This window comes from Caballeronia sp. Lep1P3 (assembly GCF_022879595.1).
GTDB lineage: Bacteria > Pseudomonadota > Gammaproteobacteria > Burkholderiales > Burkholderiaceae > Caballeronia.
Map to the genome: position 1 here is coordinate 185,496 of NZ_CP084267.1, position 17,206 is coordinate 202,701.

Annotated in this window: 17 protein-coding genes; 5 read left to right on the forward strand and 12 right to left on the reverse strand. The window is 64.8% G+C overall.

The window, feature by feature from the left end:
• The first annotated feature begins 103 nt into the window (after positions 1 to 103).
• Positions 104 to 445 carry a hypothetical protein gene (locus tag LDZ27_RS21410; protein ID WP_244817798.1) on the forward strand — a complete coding sequence of 114 codons (342 nt, stop codon included), beginning with the start codon at positions 104 to 106 and terminating at the stop codon, positions 443 to 445.
• A gap of 26 nt (positions 446 to 471) precedes the next feature.
• Positions 472 to 987, forward strand: a complete 516-nt coding sequence (locus LDZ27_RS21415) for a glycine zipper family protein (protein ID WP_244817799.1) — start codon at positions 472 to 474, stop codon at positions 985 to 987.
• 12 nt (positions 988 to 999) lie between these two features.
• Here LDZ27_RS21415 and LDZ27_RS21420 read toward each other — a convergent pair whose 3' ends face one another.
• The 7 genes from LDZ27_RS21420 to LDZ27_RS21450 all read right to left on the reverse strand — a co-directional run bounded on the left by LDZ27_RS21420 (position 1,000) and on the right by LDZ27_RS21450 (position 9,232).
• On the reverse strand, positions 1,000 to 1,842 hold the full coding sequence (locus LDZ27_RS21420; RefSeq protein WP_244817800.1) for a hypothetical protein: 843 nt from the start codon (positions 1,840 to 1,842) through the stop codon (positions 1,000 to 1,002).
• A gap of 25 nt (positions 1,843 to 1,867) precedes the next feature.
• Positions 1,868 to 2,620, reverse strand: a complete 753-nt coding sequence (locus tag LDZ27_RS21425) for a lipoate--protein ligase family protein (RefSeq protein WP_244817801.1) — start codon at positions 2,618 to 2,620, stop codon at positions 1,868 to 1,870.
• Positions 2,621 to 2,781: 161 nt separating this feature from the next.
• Complete coding sequence (locus LDZ27_RS21430) at positions 2,782 to 3,915, reverse strand: acetoin dehydrogenase dihydrolipoyllysine-residue acetyltransferase subunit (RefSeq protein WP_244817802.1); 1,134 nt, start codon at positions 3,913 to 3,915, stop codon at positions 2,782 to 2,784.
• The gene (locus LDZ27_RS21435) at positions 3,915 to 4,931 is read right to left on the reverse strand and encodes an alpha-ketoacid dehydrogenase subunit beta (RefSeq protein WP_244817803.1); all 1,017 of its coding nucleotides are present in this window, start codon (positions 4,929 to 4,931) and stop codon (positions 3,915 to 3,917) included. The genes LDZ27_RS21430 and LDZ27_RS21435 overlap by 1 nt, the downstream gene beginning before the upstream one ends.
• A gap of 13 nt (positions 4,932 to 4,944) precedes the next feature.
• Positions 4,945 to 5,943, reverse strand: coding sequence for a thiamine pyrophosphate-dependent dehydrogenase E1 component subunit alpha (locus tag LDZ27_RS21440; protein ID WP_244817804.1), 999 nt, complete (start codon positions 5,941 to 5,943; stop codon positions 4,945 to 4,947).
• Positions 5,944 to 5,958: 15 nt separating this feature from the next.
• Positions 5,959 to 7,023, reverse strand: a complete 1,065-nt coding sequence (locus tag LDZ27_RS21445; protein ID WP_244817805.1) for an ATP-NAD kinase family protein — start codon at positions 7,021 to 7,023, stop codon at positions 5,959 to 5,961.
• A gap of 208 nt (positions 7,024 to 7,231) precedes the next feature.
• On the reverse strand, positions 7,232 to 9,232 hold the full coding sequence (locus LDZ27_RS21450; RefSeq protein ID WP_244817806.1) for a sigma-54-dependent Fis family transcriptional regulator: 2,001 nt from the start codon (positions 9,230 to 9,232) through the stop codon (positions 7,232 to 7,234).
• A gap of 228 nt (positions 9,233 to 9,460) precedes the next feature.
• Here LDZ27_RS21450 and LDZ27_RS21455 point away from each other — a divergent pair, with 228 nt between their 5' ends.
• On the forward strand, positions 9,461 to 9,691 hold the full coding sequence (locus LDZ27_RS21455) for a hypothetical protein (protein WP_244817807.1): 231 nt from the start codon (positions 9,461 to 9,463) through the stop codon (positions 9,689 to 9,691).
• A 7-nt stretch (positions 9,692 to 9,698) separates the two neighbouring features.
• On the opposite strand, the gene LDZ27_RS21460 is transcribed toward LDZ27_RS21455, so the two are convergent.
• Positions 9,699 to 10,466, reverse strand: a complete 768-nt coding sequence (locus tag LDZ27_RS21460; protein ID WP_244817808.1) for an SDR family oxidoreductase — start codon at positions 10,464 to 10,466, stop codon at positions 9,699 to 9,701.
• 81 nt (positions 10,467 to 10,547) lie between these two features.
• Positions 10,548 to 11,045 carry a hypothetical protein gene (locus LDZ27_RS21465; RefSeq protein WP_244817809.1) on the reverse strand — a complete coding sequence of 166 codons (498 nt, stop codon included), beginning with the start codon at positions 11,043 to 11,045 and terminating at the stop codon, positions 10,548 to 10,550.
• A gap of 335 nt (positions 11,046 to 11,380) precedes the next feature.
• On the opposite strand from LDZ27_RS21465, the gene LDZ27_RS21470 reads away from it, so the two are divergent.
• Positions 11,381 to 12,085 (forward strand): glutathione S-transferase N-terminal domain-containing protein, encoded by a 705-nt coding sequence (locus tag LDZ27_RS21470; protein WP_244817810.1) that lies wholly within the window; start codon positions 11,381 to 11,383, stop codon positions 12,083 to 12,085.
• A 136-nt stretch (positions 12,086 to 12,221) separates the two neighbouring features.
• On the opposite strand, the gene LDZ27_RS21475 is transcribed toward LDZ27_RS21470, so the two are convergent.
• Positions 12,222 to 12,749, reverse strand: coding sequence for an HD domain-containing protein (locus tag LDZ27_RS21475; protein WP_244817811.1), 528 nt, complete (start codon positions 12,747 to 12,749; stop codon positions 12,222 to 12,224).
• A gap of 308 nt (positions 12,750 to 13,057) precedes the next feature.
• Here LDZ27_RS21475 and LDZ27_RS21480 point away from each other — a divergent pair, with 308 nt between their 5' ends.
• Positions 13,058 to 13,396: a hypothetical protein gene (locus tag LDZ27_RS21480; RefSeq protein WP_244817812.1), complete on the forward strand. Its 339-nt coding sequence runs from the start codon at positions 13,058 to 13,060 to the stop codon at positions 13,394 to 13,396.
• 100 nt (positions 13,397 to 13,496) lie between these two features.
• Here LDZ27_RS21480 and rpoD read toward each other — a convergent pair whose 3' ends face one another.
• A complete protein-coding gene (rpoD, locus tag LDZ27_RS21485) occupies positions 13,497 to 15,500 on the reverse strand; it encodes an RNA polymerase sigma factor RpoD (protein WP_244817813.1) in 2,004 nt (667 codons plus the stop codon).
• A 189-nt stretch (positions 15,501 to 15,689) separates the two neighbouring features.
• Positions 15,690 to 17,030, reverse strand: coding sequence for a replication protein O (locus LDZ27_RS21490; protein WP_244817814.1), 1,341 nt, complete (start codon positions 17,028 to 17,030; stop codon positions 15,690 to 15,692).
• Between the last annotated feature and the right edge of the window lie 176 nt (positions 17,031 to 17,206).

Sequence of the window (17,206 nt, forward strand, 5' to 3'; positions counted from 1 at the left end):
GCAACTGGCATAGCGTTCGAAGATGCACCGGATGCGCGCTCGCGTCGAGGCGTAACGTTTCCTCGCGGCCGGCAACGGGGCAACAATTCTTGCGGAGAATGTCGTGAAAAGCCTGAAGGTTCTCATTGCGGTGTCGTTGCTCGCCACGGCGGGCGTGACCGCGACCGCTCAAGCGGGCGGTCGCGTCGGCATATGGTTCGGCGCGCCGCTGTATTACCCCGTCGCGCCTGCGCCGTATTACTACTATCCGCCGCCGCCCGTCGTGGCCGTGCCCGCCGCGCCGACGACTTACGTCGAGCAGGGCCAGGCCGAGGCCGGTCCCGCGCAGTCGAGCGGCTCCTGGTACTACTGCGATCAGGCGCGCGCGTACTACCCGTATGTGAAGGAATGCCCCGGCGGATGGCGCGAAGTGCCGGCACAACCGCCCCCGCCGCCGTCGAACTAGGAACTTCGTTCTTGCGAACCACATTCATGAACTATCGAAGGCTCGTATTTCTCCTCGCGCTCACCGGGCTGTCCGCATGCACGGTGATGCCGAGTGGTCCCAGCGTGATGGCGCTGCCCGGCACCGGCAAGACGTTTGACCAGTTCCGCGCCGACGACGCCTCGTGCCGCCAGTTTGCGTTTCAGCAAGTCGGCGGCGTAAGCGCGGATCAGGCCGCGACGAATAGCGCGGTAGGCAGCGCCGTTGTCGGCACGGCGATCGGCGCGGCGGCTGGCGCGGCGTTCGGCGGCGGCTCGGGCGCGGCCATCGGTGCGGGCGCGGGTCTCTTGACGGGCAGCGCGTTCGGCGTGGGCGCGGCGCAGACGTCGGGCTACGGCGTGCAGCGGCGCTACGACTACGCGTACCTCCAATGCATGTACGCCGCGGGCGACAAAGTGCCGGTGAGTGGCGCGATGCGGACGGCGCCGCCCAGCGGCGCCTATTACGCGCCACCGCCGCCGCCACCGCCCGGCATGCCGCCTCCTCCACCGCCTTCCAGTTGATTTTCGCGGGCTTCAGCGACGCGCGCGCCAGTTATCGTCGGCGGGGCGCGCGTGCGGGTTGATCGGCGCAACGAGCCCCGGTGCGACGACCAGTCCCGTCACCCAGCCGATATAGAAGCGCACATCGCTCCAGAACTCGGCATTCGAGTAGATGCGAAACGCCCCGGCGTGCGCGAGCCACAGCGCGATCTGCAGCGCGCCGGTGAGCACGAGCCACGTCGCGGCGATGACGGCCGTCGCGCGGGCGCAGCGGCGAAACGTCGATGTATCCCACTGCTCGCGAACGACCACGCAGCCGGCGATTAGAACGAAGATCGCGGGAATCAGGCTCGTAACGAGGACGCGCGGTTCCCACGCGAAAACGACGCCGCTCAGATATCCGGCGGCGACCGCGAGCAGCGCGACGACCCACGCAATCCAGCGCGACGCGCGCGCGGCGAGCCAGGCGATGGTGACGGCGAACGGCAGCGTCGCCCATTGCAGCGCCTGCGCCACGGCTTTCGCGAGGTTTTCGCTCGCCGCTTCGTTCGAATGGCTCGCCGCGACATACACGGTGATCGCTTCGTGCACGCACACCGCGACGATCGCGAAACTGAGCGCTTCGCAGGCGGCGAATGCCGGCGACTTCTCGGAGCGCGGATGCGCGGCATCGGAGCCGAGCGCGCGCAAGCGTTCGAGCACCGGATCGACGAAAAAGGCGAGGATCGCGCCGATCAGCAACGCGGCGGCTGCGTCGGTGAGCGAGAAATGACCGACGAGAGAAACGAGGCCCTGCCACAGGAATTCCGGCGCGGCGGCGCATACGGCGACCCACAACGCAAAAAAGAAGCCATTCGATGCACGTCTGAGCGGCATGGCCACCTCGATGCGGTTTGATGAGTCAGCTTCCTTCGGGTAACGCAGCGTGCGCGACGCGCGCGGCAATGGCATCGACGACGCGCGTCTGGAGATCGGCGGGCTGCTCGAAGCATTGATAAGCGAGCGCCTGTGCAACGGTCACCACTTTCGTTTCTTCGTAGCGGCGTCCACTGCCGATTCGCGCCTCGAACGCATTGGCGCGCTCGTTGATCTCGACGGGATCGGCGCTCACGAGCAGCACCGCGTGCGCGAGCACGGCGTAGAGCGGCTTGTCGCGGTTATCGGCCGGCTGCGGCACGCGCCGCCAGTATTGCGCGGTGCCGGCGATCTTGCGCGCCTCGTCGCCGGGACCCCACGCGAGATTGAATCGTCCGTCGCAAAACGAGCCTTCCACCGCCTGATGATGCGTGAGCACGCCGAGCGTCTTCAGCGCATCCGCGAGAATGCCGCACAGATGCAGATAGATGCGTTCGGCGAGCGCGCCCATCGGCGCGTGAACGGGATAGGCGAGACTCAGATTGACGATGCCCGGCCCTTGCGGCACCAGCCCGCCGCCCGACAGACGCAGCCACACAGGACAGCCGCGTTGTGCGAAGGCGGCGCGCGCGTCGGCGAGCGCGGGATAGCGTTGATAGCTGCGCGGCACGATCAGCGACACCGGCGCGGTCCAGAGATGCGCGACGGCATCGCCGGCGGCGGCGCGCGCGAGCAGCGCTTCCTCGGCGTCGAGCGGATCGCCGGGCAGCGACGCGGAATCGAGCAGGGCGAAGGACATGGAGGGAAGCGCGAAGGCGCCGGTGGCCGCGACATCGGACATGGTAGCGAAGAAGCGGGCGGGGGTGGGCAACCATGTCGACGGGCGGACTGCACACACAAAAACGAAAACGCGCCGTGCGGAATCAAGTCCGCACAGCGCGCCACGACATGATTAACCCCTCATCCCGCCCTGCCCACATGCTCCTTCAACAACCCATTCACCTCATTCGCCTTCTCCATCTGACTCATGTGCCCCGCATCGTCGAACACGCGCACGGTCGCGGCCTCCGACGCGTTGCCCGCATGCGCCGACGGGATGATGCGGTCCTGCGCGCCCCAGATGACAAGCACAGGCTTGCCCGTCGATGCCAGTTCGCGCCCCGGCTGCGCGCTCTGCCTGCCGTTGCCGAATAGCGTGCTGCCGAGCGACGTCAACGCCTCGCTCACGCCGTCGAGCCGCTTGTACTTCAGCAGATCGTCGAGCATCTGGCGGCTCACGAGTCCGGGATCGGCAAAAAGCAGTTCCACGACAGACTTCAACTCGCGCCGCGACTGCGCGCTCACGAACCCTTGCGTGTACGCGTTGTTGATTTCGTCGCCGAAACCGGCCGGCGATATCAGCGCGACGGACCGCACCCGCTGCGGCGCCTGAACTGCAAGCTGCGCCGCGATGCCGCCGCCCATCGAATGACCGACGACATGCGCGCGGTCGATATTCACCGCGTCCATGAAACGCGCGACGAACGTCGCCAGTTCGGGCAGCGTCGTGCCGGGAATGCGCGGGGTCGATTGTCCGTGCCCCGGCAAGTCGAGCGCGAACACGCGGTTGTCGTCCGCGAGCGCATCGAGGTTGAAGAGCCAGTTGTCGAGATCGCCGCCGAAGCCGTGGATGAACAGCACCGCGGGCCGGCTCGCACCGCTTCCGTCGACATCGCCGCGCGCGGCATAGCGCACGCGAATGCCGTCGATATCGACGAAGTGATACGCCGACGCCGCTTCGCCCTCCTCTTCGTCCTCGACGGGCGTCACATACGACGACACGTACTCGTCGATCTCGGCATCGCTCGCGTCGGCGGGCGCGAGCACGCCGAGCAGCGCCTTGACCGGCAGCGTATCGCCCGGCGACGCGACCTTGCGGCGCAGCAAGCCGGCGTCCGGCGCTTCGACGGCGTTGGCAATCTTGTCGGTTTCGACATCGAGAATCGGCATGCCGACGGTGATCTCTGCGCCCTCTTCCACGAGCCACTCGTTCACCGTGCCTTCCTTCATCGACAAGCCCCATTTGGGCATGACAATCGGTGTGATCGCGGCCATCAGTGCTTGCCTCCTTTCATCGTCTTGCGCGCGGCGTCGGCAATCTGCGCGGCGCTCGGGATGTACAGGTCCTCGAGCGTCGGCGAAAACGGAACGGGCGTGTGCGGCGGCGTCACCATCTGGATGCCGGCCTTCAGTGCGCCGAACGCCTGCTGCGCGACTTGCGCGGAAATATCGGTGGCGATATTGCAGCGCGGATTCGCTTCATCGACGACGACGAGCCGCCCCGTGTTCTCCACCGTTTCGAGCACGGTATCGATGTCGAGCGGCGACAGCGTGCGCAAATCGACCACTTCCGCTTCGATGCCTTCCTTCGCGAGCGTCGCCGCGGCTTCGAGCGCGCGATGCACCATCAGCCCGTAAGTGACGATGGACACGTCCTTGCCGTCGCGCACGATGTTCGCTTCGCCGAACGGAATCGCATACGAGCCTTCGGGCACTTCGCCTTCGAAGCCGTAAAGGTTCTTGTGCTCGCAGAAGATCACCGGATCGTTGTCGCGGATCGCCTGAATCAACAGGCCTTTGGTGTCGTAGGGCGTGGACGGACAGACCACTTTCAGGCCGGGAATATGCGTGAAGATCGGCGTCAGCATCTGGCTGTGCTGGGCCGCCGCGCGAAAGCCGGCGCCCACCATCGCGCGAATGACGACGGGCGTTTCCGCCTTGCCGCCGAACATGTAGCGGAACTTGGCGGCCTGATTGAAGATCTGGTCGAAGCACACGCCCATGAAGTCGATGAACATCAGCTCCGCGATCGGGCGCATGCCGCACGCCGCCGCGCCGATCGCGGCGCCGACATACGCGGACTCGGAAAGCGGCGTGTCGAGGAGCCGGTCGCCGTGCTTCGCGTAGAGTCCCTTCGTCACGCCGAGCACGCCGCCCCACGCGTCTTTCTCGCCGTCCGCGCCTGCGCCGCCGACGATATCCTCGCCCAGCACGATCACGCTCGGATCGCGGGTCATTTCCTGATCGATGGCTTCGTTGATCGCCATCTTCATGCTCAGTTTGCGGGCCATGATGCGCGTCTCCTCAGTAGCTCACATAGACATCGGTCAGCAGGTCGGCGGCGGACGGCAGCGGCGCGTCCTTCGCTTCCTGCACCGCGCGGTCGACGAGCGCGGCAACTTCGCGGTCGATCGCATCGAGTTCGCCCGGCGAGAGCACGTCCGCTTGCGTGACGGTGTCGCGGAATTTCTTCAGGCAGTCCCTGTTCGAGCGGATGTCGTCGAGTTCGCCCGGCGCGCGATACGTCTGCGCGTCGCCTTCGAAGTGGCCGTAGAAGCGGATCATCTTGCATTCGAGCAGCGCCGGGCCGCCGCCTTCGCGCGCGCGCCGGATGACTTCGCCCGCGGCTTCGTACACGGCGAAGAAGTCGGTGCCGTCCACGGTCACGCCGGGAATGCCGAAGCCCGCCGCGCGGTCCACGTAGCTGTCCACCGCCGTGCCGTATTCGCGCGCCGTCGATTCCGCATAGCCGTTGTTCTCGATCACGAAAATCACCGGCAGACTCCACACGGCGGCGAGATTCAGACTTTCGAGGAACGTGCCCTGATTGGACGCGCCATCGCCCGCGAACGTGATGCCGACTTCGCCCTTGCCGCGAAACTTCGCCGCGAGCGCCGCGCCGCAGATCAACGGCGCGCCCGCGCCGAGAATGCCGTTCGCGCCCATCATCCCTTTGGACAAATCCGCGATATGCATGGAGCCGCCCTTGCCGTTGCACGAGCCGCCCTTCTTGCCGTAGATCTCCTTCATCATCGCGACGGGATCGACGCCCTTCGCGATGCAGTGTCCGTGGCCGCGATGCGTGCTCGCAATGCGGTCGCCGTCGTTCAGGTGATGCATGATGCCGACGCCCGCCGCTTCCTCGCCCGCGTACAGGTGCACGAAGCCGGGAATGTCGCCGCGTCCGAAATCGACGTGCAGACGCTCTTCGAAATCGCGGATCGTGCGCATCTTGCGATAGACGGTCAGCAGTTCGTCCTTGGACAACGGTAAGCCGCCTGGATGCTGGTGCGACGCTGTCATGTCTGTCTCCTTGGGTCAGTGGGTCTCGCGGGCGCTGCAGGCGGGCTGTCGCATCAGCCCGTGAGCCGCCGCGTAGCGCATGCACGCGGCGACGTCGATGCTTCGGAACGCGCTTTCGCGCAGGATGATCGTGACTTCGTCGCTCGCGCCGAAGGCAAGCTCGCGTTCGCCGTCGAGCGCGACGATGCCCTGACGCTGCTTCACGCGATGCGGCACGCCGTCGGCGAGGCGCTGCCAGTGCGCGATCGGCACGGCTTCGATGAGACCGGGCGCGATCGGCGCGTAGAGATCGAACTCGCCCTTGCCCGGCGCGGCCAGTTCGACGGCCACGCCGCCCGGCTCGCCGCGCCCGAGCGGATCGAGCAATCCGGCGATGGCCGACATGCCGATCGCCTGCGGATCGGCGTATGAGACGTAGACGGCGGCGAGCGTGTCGATCTTCCAGAGCGCGCGCGCGCCGACGAACTGCTCGTGCGAGATGACGGCATCCACGAGCGCAATATCGCGGCGCGTGTTGGCGCCCGCATCGCGTATCTCGATGTCGAGCCGCTTGTTGGACACGAGCGCGTTCGTCGCGGGAATGCGGCCCGTCGCGTACAGGCCGGCCGCGAGTCCGGCGATGGTCGGCTCGCGCATGTCGGGAAAGGCGTTGTTCGTGCCGGTCGAAAGCCCGGCGAGCGGCACGGCGCCGCACTCGCGCACCACCGCGCGATGCGTGCCGTCGCCGCCCAGCACGAGGAGCGCATCCACGCCCGCTTCGCGCATCATGCGTGCGGCGCGAAACGTGTCGTCGACGCGCGCGGTCACGGGCATGTCGAGGAAATCGACGGTAGCGAGCGCGGCATCCGGACCTTGCCGGCGCGCGAGATGGCGCTCGAGCATGACCTTGAGGCCTTCGCGGTCCGGCATCATCACGACGCGCGGCACGCCGCACGCCGCGAGCGACGAGAGAAGCCGCAGCACGATGTTCACGCGGTCCGCGAGTTGAAGACTGTTCGCGTTGGCGATCACGCGGCGAATGTCGCGCGCCGAAACCGGATTCGCGATGATGCCGACAAGCGGCGGTGCGTCTCTACGCATGCCTGTGTCTCCGCTTTGCTTTTTAGTGCGGCGGATAAAGGCAAGCGTTATGCCAATTTAAAAGCGCATCCGAGACGGCGAAATCGTGCGGGATTACCCGCAAAAAAAGCGCTGTTTGCGCGGCGCGAAAGGCGCGCGCGAGACAGGTGTCACAGCGCAGTTGTCTCGGCGATGTCGACAGGCGTATCGCGTGAAGAACGGCGCAACGTCAGCGTCCGCCCGCGTCGCGCTGATTCGGCGAACGGATGCCGTAGCGCGCCATGCGTCGATAAAGCGTCATGCGGCTCACGCCGATCTGCCGCGCGACCGCGCTCAGATTCCAGCTCGCCGCGCGCAAGTACTGCATCAGCAGCATGCCCTCGGGCGGCAGCCGATGCGGATCGAATTTATCCGGGGTCGATGCCGCTGGCGGTGTCGTCGCGGCATCGCTGGCGCCGAAGCCCTCGGGGAAATCGTCGGCATCGATCAATCCGTGCGCGCAAACCGCGCGCGCATAGCGAAGCACGTTGCACAGCTCGCGCAGATTCCCCGGCCAGTCATGCCGATGCAGCCGCTCGCGCGCCGCTGGCGACAGCGCGACCGCGCCGCGCGCGTTGTCCGCATCGAGAAACTTGGCCGCGAGCCAGTCGAGATCGGTGCGCTCGCGCAGCGGCGGCAACGTGAAGCGCGCGCCGTTCAGCCGGTAGTAGAGGTCTTCGCGAAAACGTCCGTCGCGCATGAGCGTATCGAGGGAATGATGCGTCGCCGATATCACGCGCACGTCCACCGACACTGGCCGCGACGCGCCGATCGCGAGCACTTCGCCTTCGGCGAGCACGCGCAAAAGGCGCGACTGCAGTTCGCGCGGCATGTCGCCGATTTCGTCGAGAAAGAGCGTGCCGCCGTCCGCTTCCTGAATCAATCCGCGCTTGGGCCTCGTGCCCGCGCCGGAAAAACTGTTCGGCAGATGTCCGAAGAGTTCGCTCTCGATCAGCGTCTCCGGAATCGCCGCGCAATTCACCGCGACGAACGGCCCCGCGCGCCGCGCGCTCGCGCGATGCAGCGCCTTCGCGAAGTATTCCTTGCCGCTGCCGGTTTCGCCGTTCACGAGCAGGTTGATCGGCGAATCGACGAGCTTCGCCGCGCGTTCGAGCTGGCGCGTGAGCGCGGCATCGCCGCCGCACAGCCCCGCGAGCGGCGCGGGAATCTCGGTCGCGCCGCGGATCGCGCCCGAAGCGCCGCTTCCCGTCGACGTGACGCAGGGCGTGGGCGGCATCGCGCTCAAATAGAGCAGCGCGCCGCTTTTCGCGAGCCGCAGCGCGCGGGTTTCGCTCGGACGCGAATAAACGAAGCGGCCCAGGTCGTCGATACGCGCGTCGAAGAGCGCATCGAAGCGCGCGCCGATCAGCGACGCGGGCGGCTCGCCCGGCGAAAGCGGCCGGCGGTTTTCCGCCGCCAGCATCTCCTGCGCGCGTCGATTGTGTCCGGCGATGCGCCCGTTTTCATCGAGCGCGATCAGATAATCGGGATCGACATCGACGAATTCGGGCGACCTGTGCAGCTTGAGAATCCAGTCCTGCCGATGCGCCCGCAGAAAGTTCGCGTTCTCGATGTGCGCCGCGTAGATACGAACCAGTTGCAGCGCGAGGCTCTGGCTCTCGCGCGCCTGCGGCGAAGTGAGCGCGGAAATGTCGAGAATGGCCGCGAGCGCGCCGCGCGAGTCGAAGAGCGGCGCGGCGGTGCAGGTAAGCGGAATGTGCGTCGCGTCGAAGTGATCGGCTTGATGGACGGTCAGCGCCTGACCCGTCGCGAGCGCGGTGCCGACGGCGCACGTGCCCGCGCCGGTCTCGCTCCATTGCGCGCCGAGATAAAGCCCCGCGCGGCGCAGCGCGGCATCGGCGTTGGCGTCGCCGATGTAATCGACGGTCACGCCGAGCGCGTCCGTCAACAGGACGACATAGCCCATTCCCGCGACGCGTTCGTAAAGCGTCTCCAGTCCGTGACGCGCGATGCGCGCGAAATCGTCGATGCGCTGCTGATGCTCGCGCAGGCGCGTCTGCGGCAGAATGCGCGCCTCCTGCATGCGTGACGGATCGAGCCCGTGTTGATGCACGCAGCGCCGCCACGAACTCTCGATGATGCCCTCGTGCGTGCGCGCCGGCGCGAGCATCTGCGCCCGCGTGGTCGCCGCGACGACCGCCTCGATGTGCTCGCGTTGCCGCATGTCCATCGTGCTCTCCTTGGGATGTCTCCTTCCGACGCTTTTTTATTTTTCGAAGAATGCGTCGTGCGCGCCGCGCAATGTCGGGAAAACACCGGGGAATCGGCCCGCGCGCGGCGTCGATCAGGCCATATGATGCTCGAATCGGCAGGACGAGTCATGCGCCGCGCTTGCTGCGCTGCGGCACACGCCTCGCTCGAGAAGCCGCGGACGATTACAACGACAAGGAGACGAAGGATGACCAGAATTGCCTACGAAGACTTCGAGCGCAAGGTGGTGCAGCATCACATCATCAAGGGCAACGTGTATGAGAACGGCACGGCGCTCGTCGAGCGGGCGAATCAGTGGATCGCGGATAACGGCATCGACGTGTTGAACGTGGAGAGCCTCTCCACGTTCGGCGCCGGCGACGATACCAGCGTGAGCCATTGGTACTCGGGCATTCGCGTCTGGTATCGCACGGAATAGCGAGACGTTACCCGCGCCCGACGAACGGCATCTTGGTCGCCATGACGGTGTGGAACAGCACGTTCGCTTCGAGCGGCAGATTCGCCATGTAAAGGACCGACTGGCCGACGATGTTCACGTCCATCATCGGCTCGACAGCGATTTCGCCGTTCGCCTGCGGCACGCCGCGCGACATGCGTTCGGAAAGCTCCGTGAGCGCATTGCCGATATCGATCTGCCCGACCGCGATGTCGTACTTGCGGCCATCCAGCGACGCCGATTTCGTGAGGCCGCCGACCGCGTGCTTCGTCGCCGTGTACGCCGCCGAATTCGGGCGCGGCGCGCTCGCCGAAATGGAGCCGTTATTGATGATGCGTCCGCCCATCGGCGACTGCGCGCGCATCGTGCGGAACGCCTGCTGAAGGCAATAGAACATGCCGTTCAGATTGACGTTGACGACGCCTTGCCATTGCTCGGGCGTCCAGTCCTCGAACGGGCCGGGCGGATTGCTCACGCCTGCGTTGTTGAAGAGCAGATCGACGCGCCCGAAGCGCTCGACCGCCGCCGCGAAGAGCCGTTGCACCGATTGCGGGTCGGCGACATCCGTGGGCACGGCGAGGCCGCGCTCGCCCGCATTCGATTCCGCGATGACCGCCTCCAGCGGCGCGGCGCGCCTTCCCGCGAGCACGACCGACCAGCCGTCGCCGAGGAGCGCGAGCGCCGCCGCGCGGCCGATGCCGCTGCCCGCGCCCGTGACGATGGCAATGCGTGAGGATGTGTTGGCTGCGTCCGGCATCTGTAACGTCTCCTGTTGTGCGGCGCGCGACAGTCGCGCGCTGTCGTGATCGGGAGAGCATTATCGACGAATCGCCGGTTTTCAGTGGCTGCGCGACGCCTCCGTCGCGACCGTGCCTGCCGTGTTGCGCATCGCGCTGCCGTCGCAGAAGACGGCGGTCATCAGCATCGGCACGACTTCATGGACGACCGCCGTGCTGCCCGCCTCGTGCACGCGCGCCTCGACCGAATCCTTAGAGCCGAGCACGACGACGCCGTAAGCGGAATCGTTGATCGGCTGGCCGGCGCCCTGCTTGAACATCGCGTCGTCCTGTTCGTAGCCGAGCACGGCGTAGACGCGAAAGCCGTAGGCGGTCAGCTCGCTGCCGTGCGTCGGCCGGAAAGCGTTGACGGAATTCGATTCGACGCGCATCGGGCTTGCGTCGATGTAGCGCTCGTCGCGCAACGGCGCGATGAAGCGATGCGCGCTCGACTTGCAATCGAGCTGGCTTTCGAGGGCATGCGCGTGCGAGACGGCCGGCAGCAGTCCGCCAGTGACGGCCGCGAATGCGGTAAGCGTGGCGAGAGGAACGGTTTTCATGGCAACGGCAAGCAGCGGTTGTTGATGCGTTCGTTGATTCGGTCGTTTGGAATACGGTCGCGGACGCCGGTTCGGTCATGCCAGCATCGCGTAGGAGGCAAGTTGCGAGCCAGCGGGCGGGCGTGTCGGCCGGGCGGTGCGCGACCGTTTTCCGCGCGATGCCCTGAACCGCCGCACTCCGCGATTCCTACAAAACGCGTGTAGCGCACGCATCGTCAGGTTGTTCCCGCATGCCAGCGGCCGTCTGTGCGTGCCGCCTCAGTCGCGTTTTGGCCCCATCGCGCAGGCGCGAGATGAAATGGTTATATTGAGCGATCCATTCCCAGAGGACCGCCATGCCCGCGCTTTCCGATTTCCCGATCACCCGCAAATGGCCCGCGCAGCATCCGGACCGCATCCAGCTTTATTCGCTGCCGACGCCCAACGGCGTCAAAGCGTCGATCATGCTGGAAGAGACCGGCCTGCCCTACGAGCCGCATCTCGTTCGCTTCGATACGAACGATCAGATGTCGCCCGAATTCCTGTCGCTCAATCCGAACAACAAGATTCCCGCGATCATCGATCCGAACGGGCCGGGCGGCGAGCCGCTCGCGCTTTTCGAATCCGGCGCGATTCTCATCTATCTGGCGGACAAGAGCGGCCAGTTCCTTCCCGCCGATCCCGCGCGCCGCTACGAGGCGATTCAGTGGGTGATGTTCCAGATGGGCGGCATCGGTCCGATGTTCGGGCAGCTTGGGTTCTTCCACAAATTCGCGGGCAAGGACTACGAGGACAAGCGGCCGCGCGATCGATACGTCGCGGAAACGAAGCGTCTGCTCGGCGTGCTCGATCAACGTCTCGCGGACCGCGACTGGATCATGGGAAGCGAGTACGGCATCGCGGATATCGCGGTGTTCCCGTGGGTGCGCAATCTCGTCGGCTTCTATGAGGCGCGCGAGATCGTGGGTTTCGATGCATTCGGCAATGTGCAGCGAGCACTGGATGCCTTCGTCGCGCGGCCCGCGGTGCAACGTGGGCTGGAGATTCCGAAGCGCAATTGACGAAGCGAGGCGGCGCCCGGCGCGCGCATCCGCGACGCTGGGCGAAACGCGTTTTGCATCAACGCGTTGCGTCGCTGATGCTCAGGAAATCCACAGGATTTTCCCCCGTTTCTGTGGATAACAGCGACGCGCGCGGTTAGCCCGCGTGAGGCTTCGCCGCGTGCGCCTCGTCGAAGACGGCTTCGAGGACGGGACTTACGCCGCGCAGTCCATCGACGACGGCTTTCGCCCAGTCGAAGTATTCGCGCTTTCGCTGGACTGGCCAGTCGGCCGGCGGGCACGCGGCAATATCGCGGAGATTGCAGATCTTGTCGGCGAGTTTCACCAGTTTCGCCTTCTCGCTGATGTGCGCCGCGTGTTCCACTTGCCGGCGCTTCCGTTCCGCCTTCGGCAGACTTTTGTCGTCGGTCACTTCGGCGACGATGCCTGCGACTTCTTCGCCGAAATGAGCGATGAGTTCGTCCATCGACGTTTCGGTGTCTTCGATCGTGTCGTGAAGAATGGCCGCGACGAGAACCGCTTCGTCGTCCATGCCGCCTTCGTTCGCTAAAACATCGGCGAGCGCAATCGGATGATTGATATAGGGAGATGCCTCGGCGTCCTTGCGCCGCTGGTTGCGATGCTTCTGGGCGGCAAAAGCCGTTGCCCGAATGACCCTGTTCATGTTTTATTTCTCCGTTGTTCGGCGGCTTCTGACCGCCTTCGGCCAAGTCTAGGACGCGATTGGGACATCCGACGTCCCAATGCGCTCCGTCCGACGCGCGAGCGGCAACAGGTTCACAATGAGCGATCACGCGCGCATTTCGCACGGCGGGCGAAACACCCTTTGCATCAATGTGTTGGCTCGTCGGTGCTCAGGATATCCACATGCTTGATCACAAAATCTGTGGACAACGCGACCGCCCTTTTTCCTGGTCGCGATGCCGCGAGTGCGTGCGGTTTTCGTTGCAACGCTTCAACGGGTCCAACGCCATGAACGCCCTTCCCTGCTATCGACATACACGAACGTTCGCCGCGATCGCCCTGACCGGCGCGATGTGCGTCGCGGTCCACGCGCAGACCACGTGTCCCGGTTACGTCGAAACGGACGCCGGCAGCGCCTTCGACGTCGCGTCGATCATCAAGGACAGCGGCTCGCCGCAATCGGCGCTCGACAGAGTGCGAAGCGCCGTCTCGAAGATCGACGCGGGCGGCGGATGCTCGATGTTCGCGAACACGCGCGCGTGCGAAGAAACCGTGACGCTCGCGAAGAAGGCCATCGTCGCGCTGCAAGCATGCTCGTCGGCGGCGAAAGGCACGACCCGCGGCTAATGCATTGCTGATGCACGACTGAATGGCGCGCGCAATAAAAAACGCGTGCCGCCCTGACGGACGGCACGCGTTATCGACGTGCAGACTTCGCGTTCAGCGATTAACGATCGAGGAACGGACGCAGCTTGTCGGCGCGGCTCGGATGCATGAGCTTGCGCATGGCCTTGCTTTCGATCTGACGGATACGCTCGCGCGTCACGTCGAACTGCTTGCCCAGTTCTTCGAGCGTGTAATCCGAAGCCGTATCGATGCCGAAGCGCATGCGCAGCACCTTCGCCTCGCGCGGTGACAACGCGTTGAGCGCATCGTCGATCGCGGCGCGCATGTTCGCGTGCACGGCGGCGTCGGCGGGCGATGCCGCGCCCTGGTCTTCGATCATGTCACCGAGGGTCGCGTCGGCGTCTTCGCCGACCGGCGTTTCCAGCGACACGGGCTGCTTAGCGATCTTGAGAATGCCGCGAATTTTTTCTTCGGGCATTTCCATGCGCTCGGCGAGCACGGACGGATGCGCTTCCTGTCCCGTCTGCTGCAGGATCTCGCGCGAAATGCGGTTCAGCTTGTTGATCGTTTCGATCATGTGAACCGGCACGCGAATCGTGCGCGCCTGATCGGCGAGCGAACGCGTCACGGCCTGGCGAACCCACCACGTCGCATACGTCGAAAACTTCCAGCCGCGACGGTATTCGAACTTGTCCACCGCCTTCATCAGTCCGATGTTGCCTTCCTGGATGAGATCGAGGAACTGCATGCCGCGGTTGACGTATTTCTTTGCGATCGAGATCACGAGACGCAGGTTGGCTTCGATCATTTCGCGCTTGGCCTGACGCATCTTCAACTCGGCAGCCGTCATCTGACGGTTGATCTTCTTGAGTTGCGCGAGCGGAAGCGCCACCGCCACTTCGATGTCGATCAGCTTCTGCTGCTCGGCCTGAATCGCCGGCAGGCTGCGCTCGAGCGAGGCGCCGTACTGCTTCGAGCCGGCTGCCGCGCGCGCGGTCCATTCGAGATCCGTTTCGTGACCGACGAACGATTCCACAAATTTCTCGCGCGGCATGCCGCAACGGTCGACTGCGATCTGCAACACGCGACGCTCGATCTCGCGCACTCGCGCGACCTGCTGCTGGACGTCGGCACACAGGCGGTCGATGGTCTTCGCCGTGAAGCGGATGGAACCGAGTTCGCGTTGAATCTCGGCGCGCGCGCGTTCGACGGCCTTCGCGGCGGCGGCGCCCGAACCCTTAGGATTGCTCGCCTGTTCCGCAAGCTCGCGCACGCGGCCAAAAATCTCGAGACAATCGGCTTTCAGCTGCTTGAGACGCGCTTCGTTCGATGCGCTGGCATCGCCGCCGTCGAGGTCGCTGTCGTCGTCCTCGTCGCTGTCGGATTCATCGGCGTCCGTATCGATTTCGGCGGATTCCGTTGTTTCGGAGGGCGAAATTTCTTCCTCTACGACGTCGTCTTCCTTCAGACCGTCGACGAGATCGTCGATTTTCAACTCGCCCGATTCGACGAGCGCCGCGTCCGCGAGAATGGTCGCAACGGTGGACGGGCACGCGGCGATCGCCTGGATCATCTCGTGCAATCCGTCTTCGATGCGCTTTGCAATCGCGATTTCGCCGGCGCGCGTGAGCAACTCGGTCGCACCCATCTCGCGCATGTACATACGCACGGGATCGGTGGTGCGGCCGAACTCCGAATCGACCGTGGAAAGCGCGTTTTCGGCTTCCTCTTCCGACTGCTCATCGGCAACGACGGCGGGCGCGTTATCGCTCAAAAGGAGCGTTTCCGCGTCCGGCGCTTGCTCGTAGACCGCGACGCCCATGTCGTTGAATGTGCTGACGATGGTTTCCATCGCCGCCGTTTCAGCGAAATTGTCCGGCAGATGGTCGTTGATCTCGGCGTGCGTGAGATAGCCACGTTCCTTGCCCAACTGGATGAGCGCGCGCATCTGGCGCTGGCGCTCCTCATTCTGCTCGACGGTCATTGCGACATCGGGCTGCATCGTGCCGGCCTGGCCCTTCGCCTTGTTGGCGCGTCGGCCCGCGCCTCTGCGCGCCGGTGCGACGATATCCAGCTCCGACTCTTCCCGATCAAAACTTGCCATGCTTTCTCCTCGACAGATTTGCTCGACGATGACAGGTCCCCGGAAGCGAGCGTATGGCCCGCGTTGATATCGACAACAGCTTCGATCACGGACGGCTTGCTGAGAATCGCATCGAGCAAAGCGCGCAGACCTCGCTGTTACGAGGGCCGCGTATTCCAAATGCCACCAAAGGCGCAACCTTAGAGTATATCAGGGTCGCTGCGACGCGTCAGGCTTTTTGTGAGGCCTGTCGAAGGTCGTCGGCACCGCTGGTGGAGACGATGCTGGAACGTGGCTGAATAGCCGGGCCGATGCCGAACGGACCTTCGATTGCGCGGTCGGCGGGCGATCCTTGCCTATCGCCGATATGGTGCCGGTGAGCGCGCCTTTCAACCGCAGCGCCTGCTTCATTGCATCGAGATGATCCGTAATGCGTGCGCGGGCAGCGTGGTCATGCTGTCGCGGCCGGACAGTTGGCGAATTCGCTGTTTGGTCTGTGCGTAGATCTGTGCGAAGGATAAGACCGGCCCTGAGCGCCGCGATGAAATCGCTCGCCCAAGCTCCGGCGTGGACGCGAGGTCGCTGTTCGTCTCGATGCTCAATGGTCACCGTGGTGGCGTCGTCGGCCACGAAGTAGCGCCGCAGTCCATCGTGGCTTTCGAAGGCCTGACCAGCGAGTGTCTTGGCTTGCTGTTCCACGAGCGAATCCCGATGACGACGTTCGTCGTGCGCTATAGCTTCGGAGCGGCTGATATGCACTCGATACGCAAAGTCGACCGGCACGCGAAGCAAAGCGCGCAGATAGCTGATCGGGCGCTTGGCGCGTTGGAGATGCGTCCACGTAGCCTCGACTACATCGGAAAGGCGCTTGCCGTTGTCACTCGCTTCGCGCATGAGTTTGAAAATCAGGAATTCACGAAATCCCAGTTGCCGCAAGCGGATCAGGTCGTGAGGGAGTGTGCCGGGTTGTCTCTTTTGAGTAGTAGGGGATAGATCCTTATATATAGCGCCGTCTGCCACCGTGACACACGGCGACGCCAAAGAATCGGCGGGGCCGTTGTGCCGAGCAGTTTCATGGCAAGAGGACAGAGCACTGCGATCCGCTTGCTGCGGACTAACCAAGCCGAGCAACGAAGCTGCCTTCGAAGTCAAATGAAGATATGCGCGACCGAACAAGCCTGCGCCGCCGTAGCGGGTCTGCGGCGGTCGCATGATCAAGCCGGCGGTTTCTAGATCGTCCAGGCTTCGGTAGAAGGTCCGCATCGATTGAAGGGCGCGGCCTGTCAGCAGCTCCCGACGCGCGAATATCGCCGCGAATGGGCGTCCTGCATCGACGGTCCTGGCAAGCGCAGACAACACGGCGCGGGCGCGGGCTGGCAGCGCAGCGATGTGGTTCGCTCGATGAGCGGCACGGAAGATCACCCACGGCAGGTTCGATCGATCGCAGGCGTACTCGTTCGCTGCCTGCTGATCCGGATCGACGCCCGGTGCTTCGGATGTATGAGGGCGAGAGACGTCCTCGCCTGCAACGGAAGGTTGCGCGATATGCATGTCAAGTGCGTCCATTTCGAAAAATGGAGGACAAACGCTTGACTGCCGATCGCGATCCGCTAAACTTCGAGTTGTGGACTCGTGACCCGATTGGCGTCGGGAAGCGGACCGGGCGAGCAGCAGTTAAGCCCGATATTCAAAAGCCTTCGGTTGGCGCCGAAGGCTTTTGTCTTTCT

Bases quoted from the DNA above. Each gene is read 5' to 3' on its own strand.
- LDZ27_RS21445 (WP_244817805.1), bottom strand. From the start codon at position 7,023: ATGCGTAGAGACGCACCGCCGCTTGTCGGCATCATCGCGAATCCGGTT.
- LDZ27_RS21470 (WP_244817810.1), top strand. From the start codon at position 11,381: ATGCCCGCGCTTTCCGATTTCCCGATCACCCGCAAATGGCCCGCGCAG.
- rpoD (WP_244817813.1), bottom strand. From the start codon at position 15,500: ATGGCAAGTTTTGATCGGGAAGAGTCGGAGCTGGATATCGTCGCACCG.
- LDZ27_RS21450 (WP_244817806.1), bottom strand. From the start codon at position 9,232: ATGGACATGCGGCAACGCGAGCACATCGAGGCGGTCGTCGCGGCGACC.
- LDZ27_RS21480 (WP_244817812.1), top strand. From the start codon at position 13,058: ATGAACGCCCTTCCCTGCTATCGACATACACGAACGTTCGCCGCGATC.
- LDZ27_RS21425 (WP_244817801.1), bottom strand. From the start codon at position 2,620: ATGTCCTTCGCCCTGCTCGATTCCGCGTCGCTGCCCGGCGATCCGCTC.
- LDZ27_RS21435 (WP_244817803.1), bottom strand. From the start codon at position 4,931: ATGGCCCGCAAACTGAGCATGAAGATGGCGATCAACGAAGCCATCGAT.
- LDZ27_RS21490 (WP_244817814.1), bottom strand. From the start codon at position 17,030: ATGCATATCGCGCAACCTTCCGTTGCAGGCGAGGACGTCTCTCGCCCT.
- LDZ27_RS21440 (WP_244817804.1), bottom strand. From the start codon at position 5,943: ATGACAGCGTCGCACCAGCATCCAGGCGGCTTACCGTTGTCCAAGGAC.
- LDZ27_RS21430 (WP_244817802.1), bottom strand. From the start codon at position 3,915: ATGGCCGCGATCACACCGATTGTCATGCCCAAATGGGGCTTGTCGATG.
- LDZ27_RS21460 (WP_244817808.1), bottom strand. From the start codon at position 10,466: ATGCCGGACGCAGCCAACACATCCTCACGCATTGCCATCGTCACGGGC.
- LDZ27_RS21465 (WP_244817809.1), bottom strand. From the start codon at position 11,045: ATGAAAACCGTTCCTCTCGCCACGCTTACCGCATTCGCGGCCGTCACT.
- LDZ27_RS21420 (WP_244817800.1), bottom strand. From the start codon at position 1,842: ATGCCGCTCAGACGTGCATCGAATGGCTTCTTTTTTGCGTTGTGGGTC.
- LDZ27_RS21475 (WP_244817811.1), bottom strand. From the start codon at position 12,749: ATGAACAGGGTCATTCGGGCAACGGCTTTTGCCGCCCAGAAGCATCGC.
- LDZ27_RS21415 (WP_244817799.1), top strand. From the start codon at position 472: ATGAACTATCGAAGGCTCGTATTTCTCCTCGCGCTCACCGGGCTGTCC.
- LDZ27_RS21455 (WP_244817807.1), top strand. From the start codon at position 9,461: ATGACCAGAATTGCCTACGAAGACTTCGAGCGCAAGGTGGTGCAGCAT.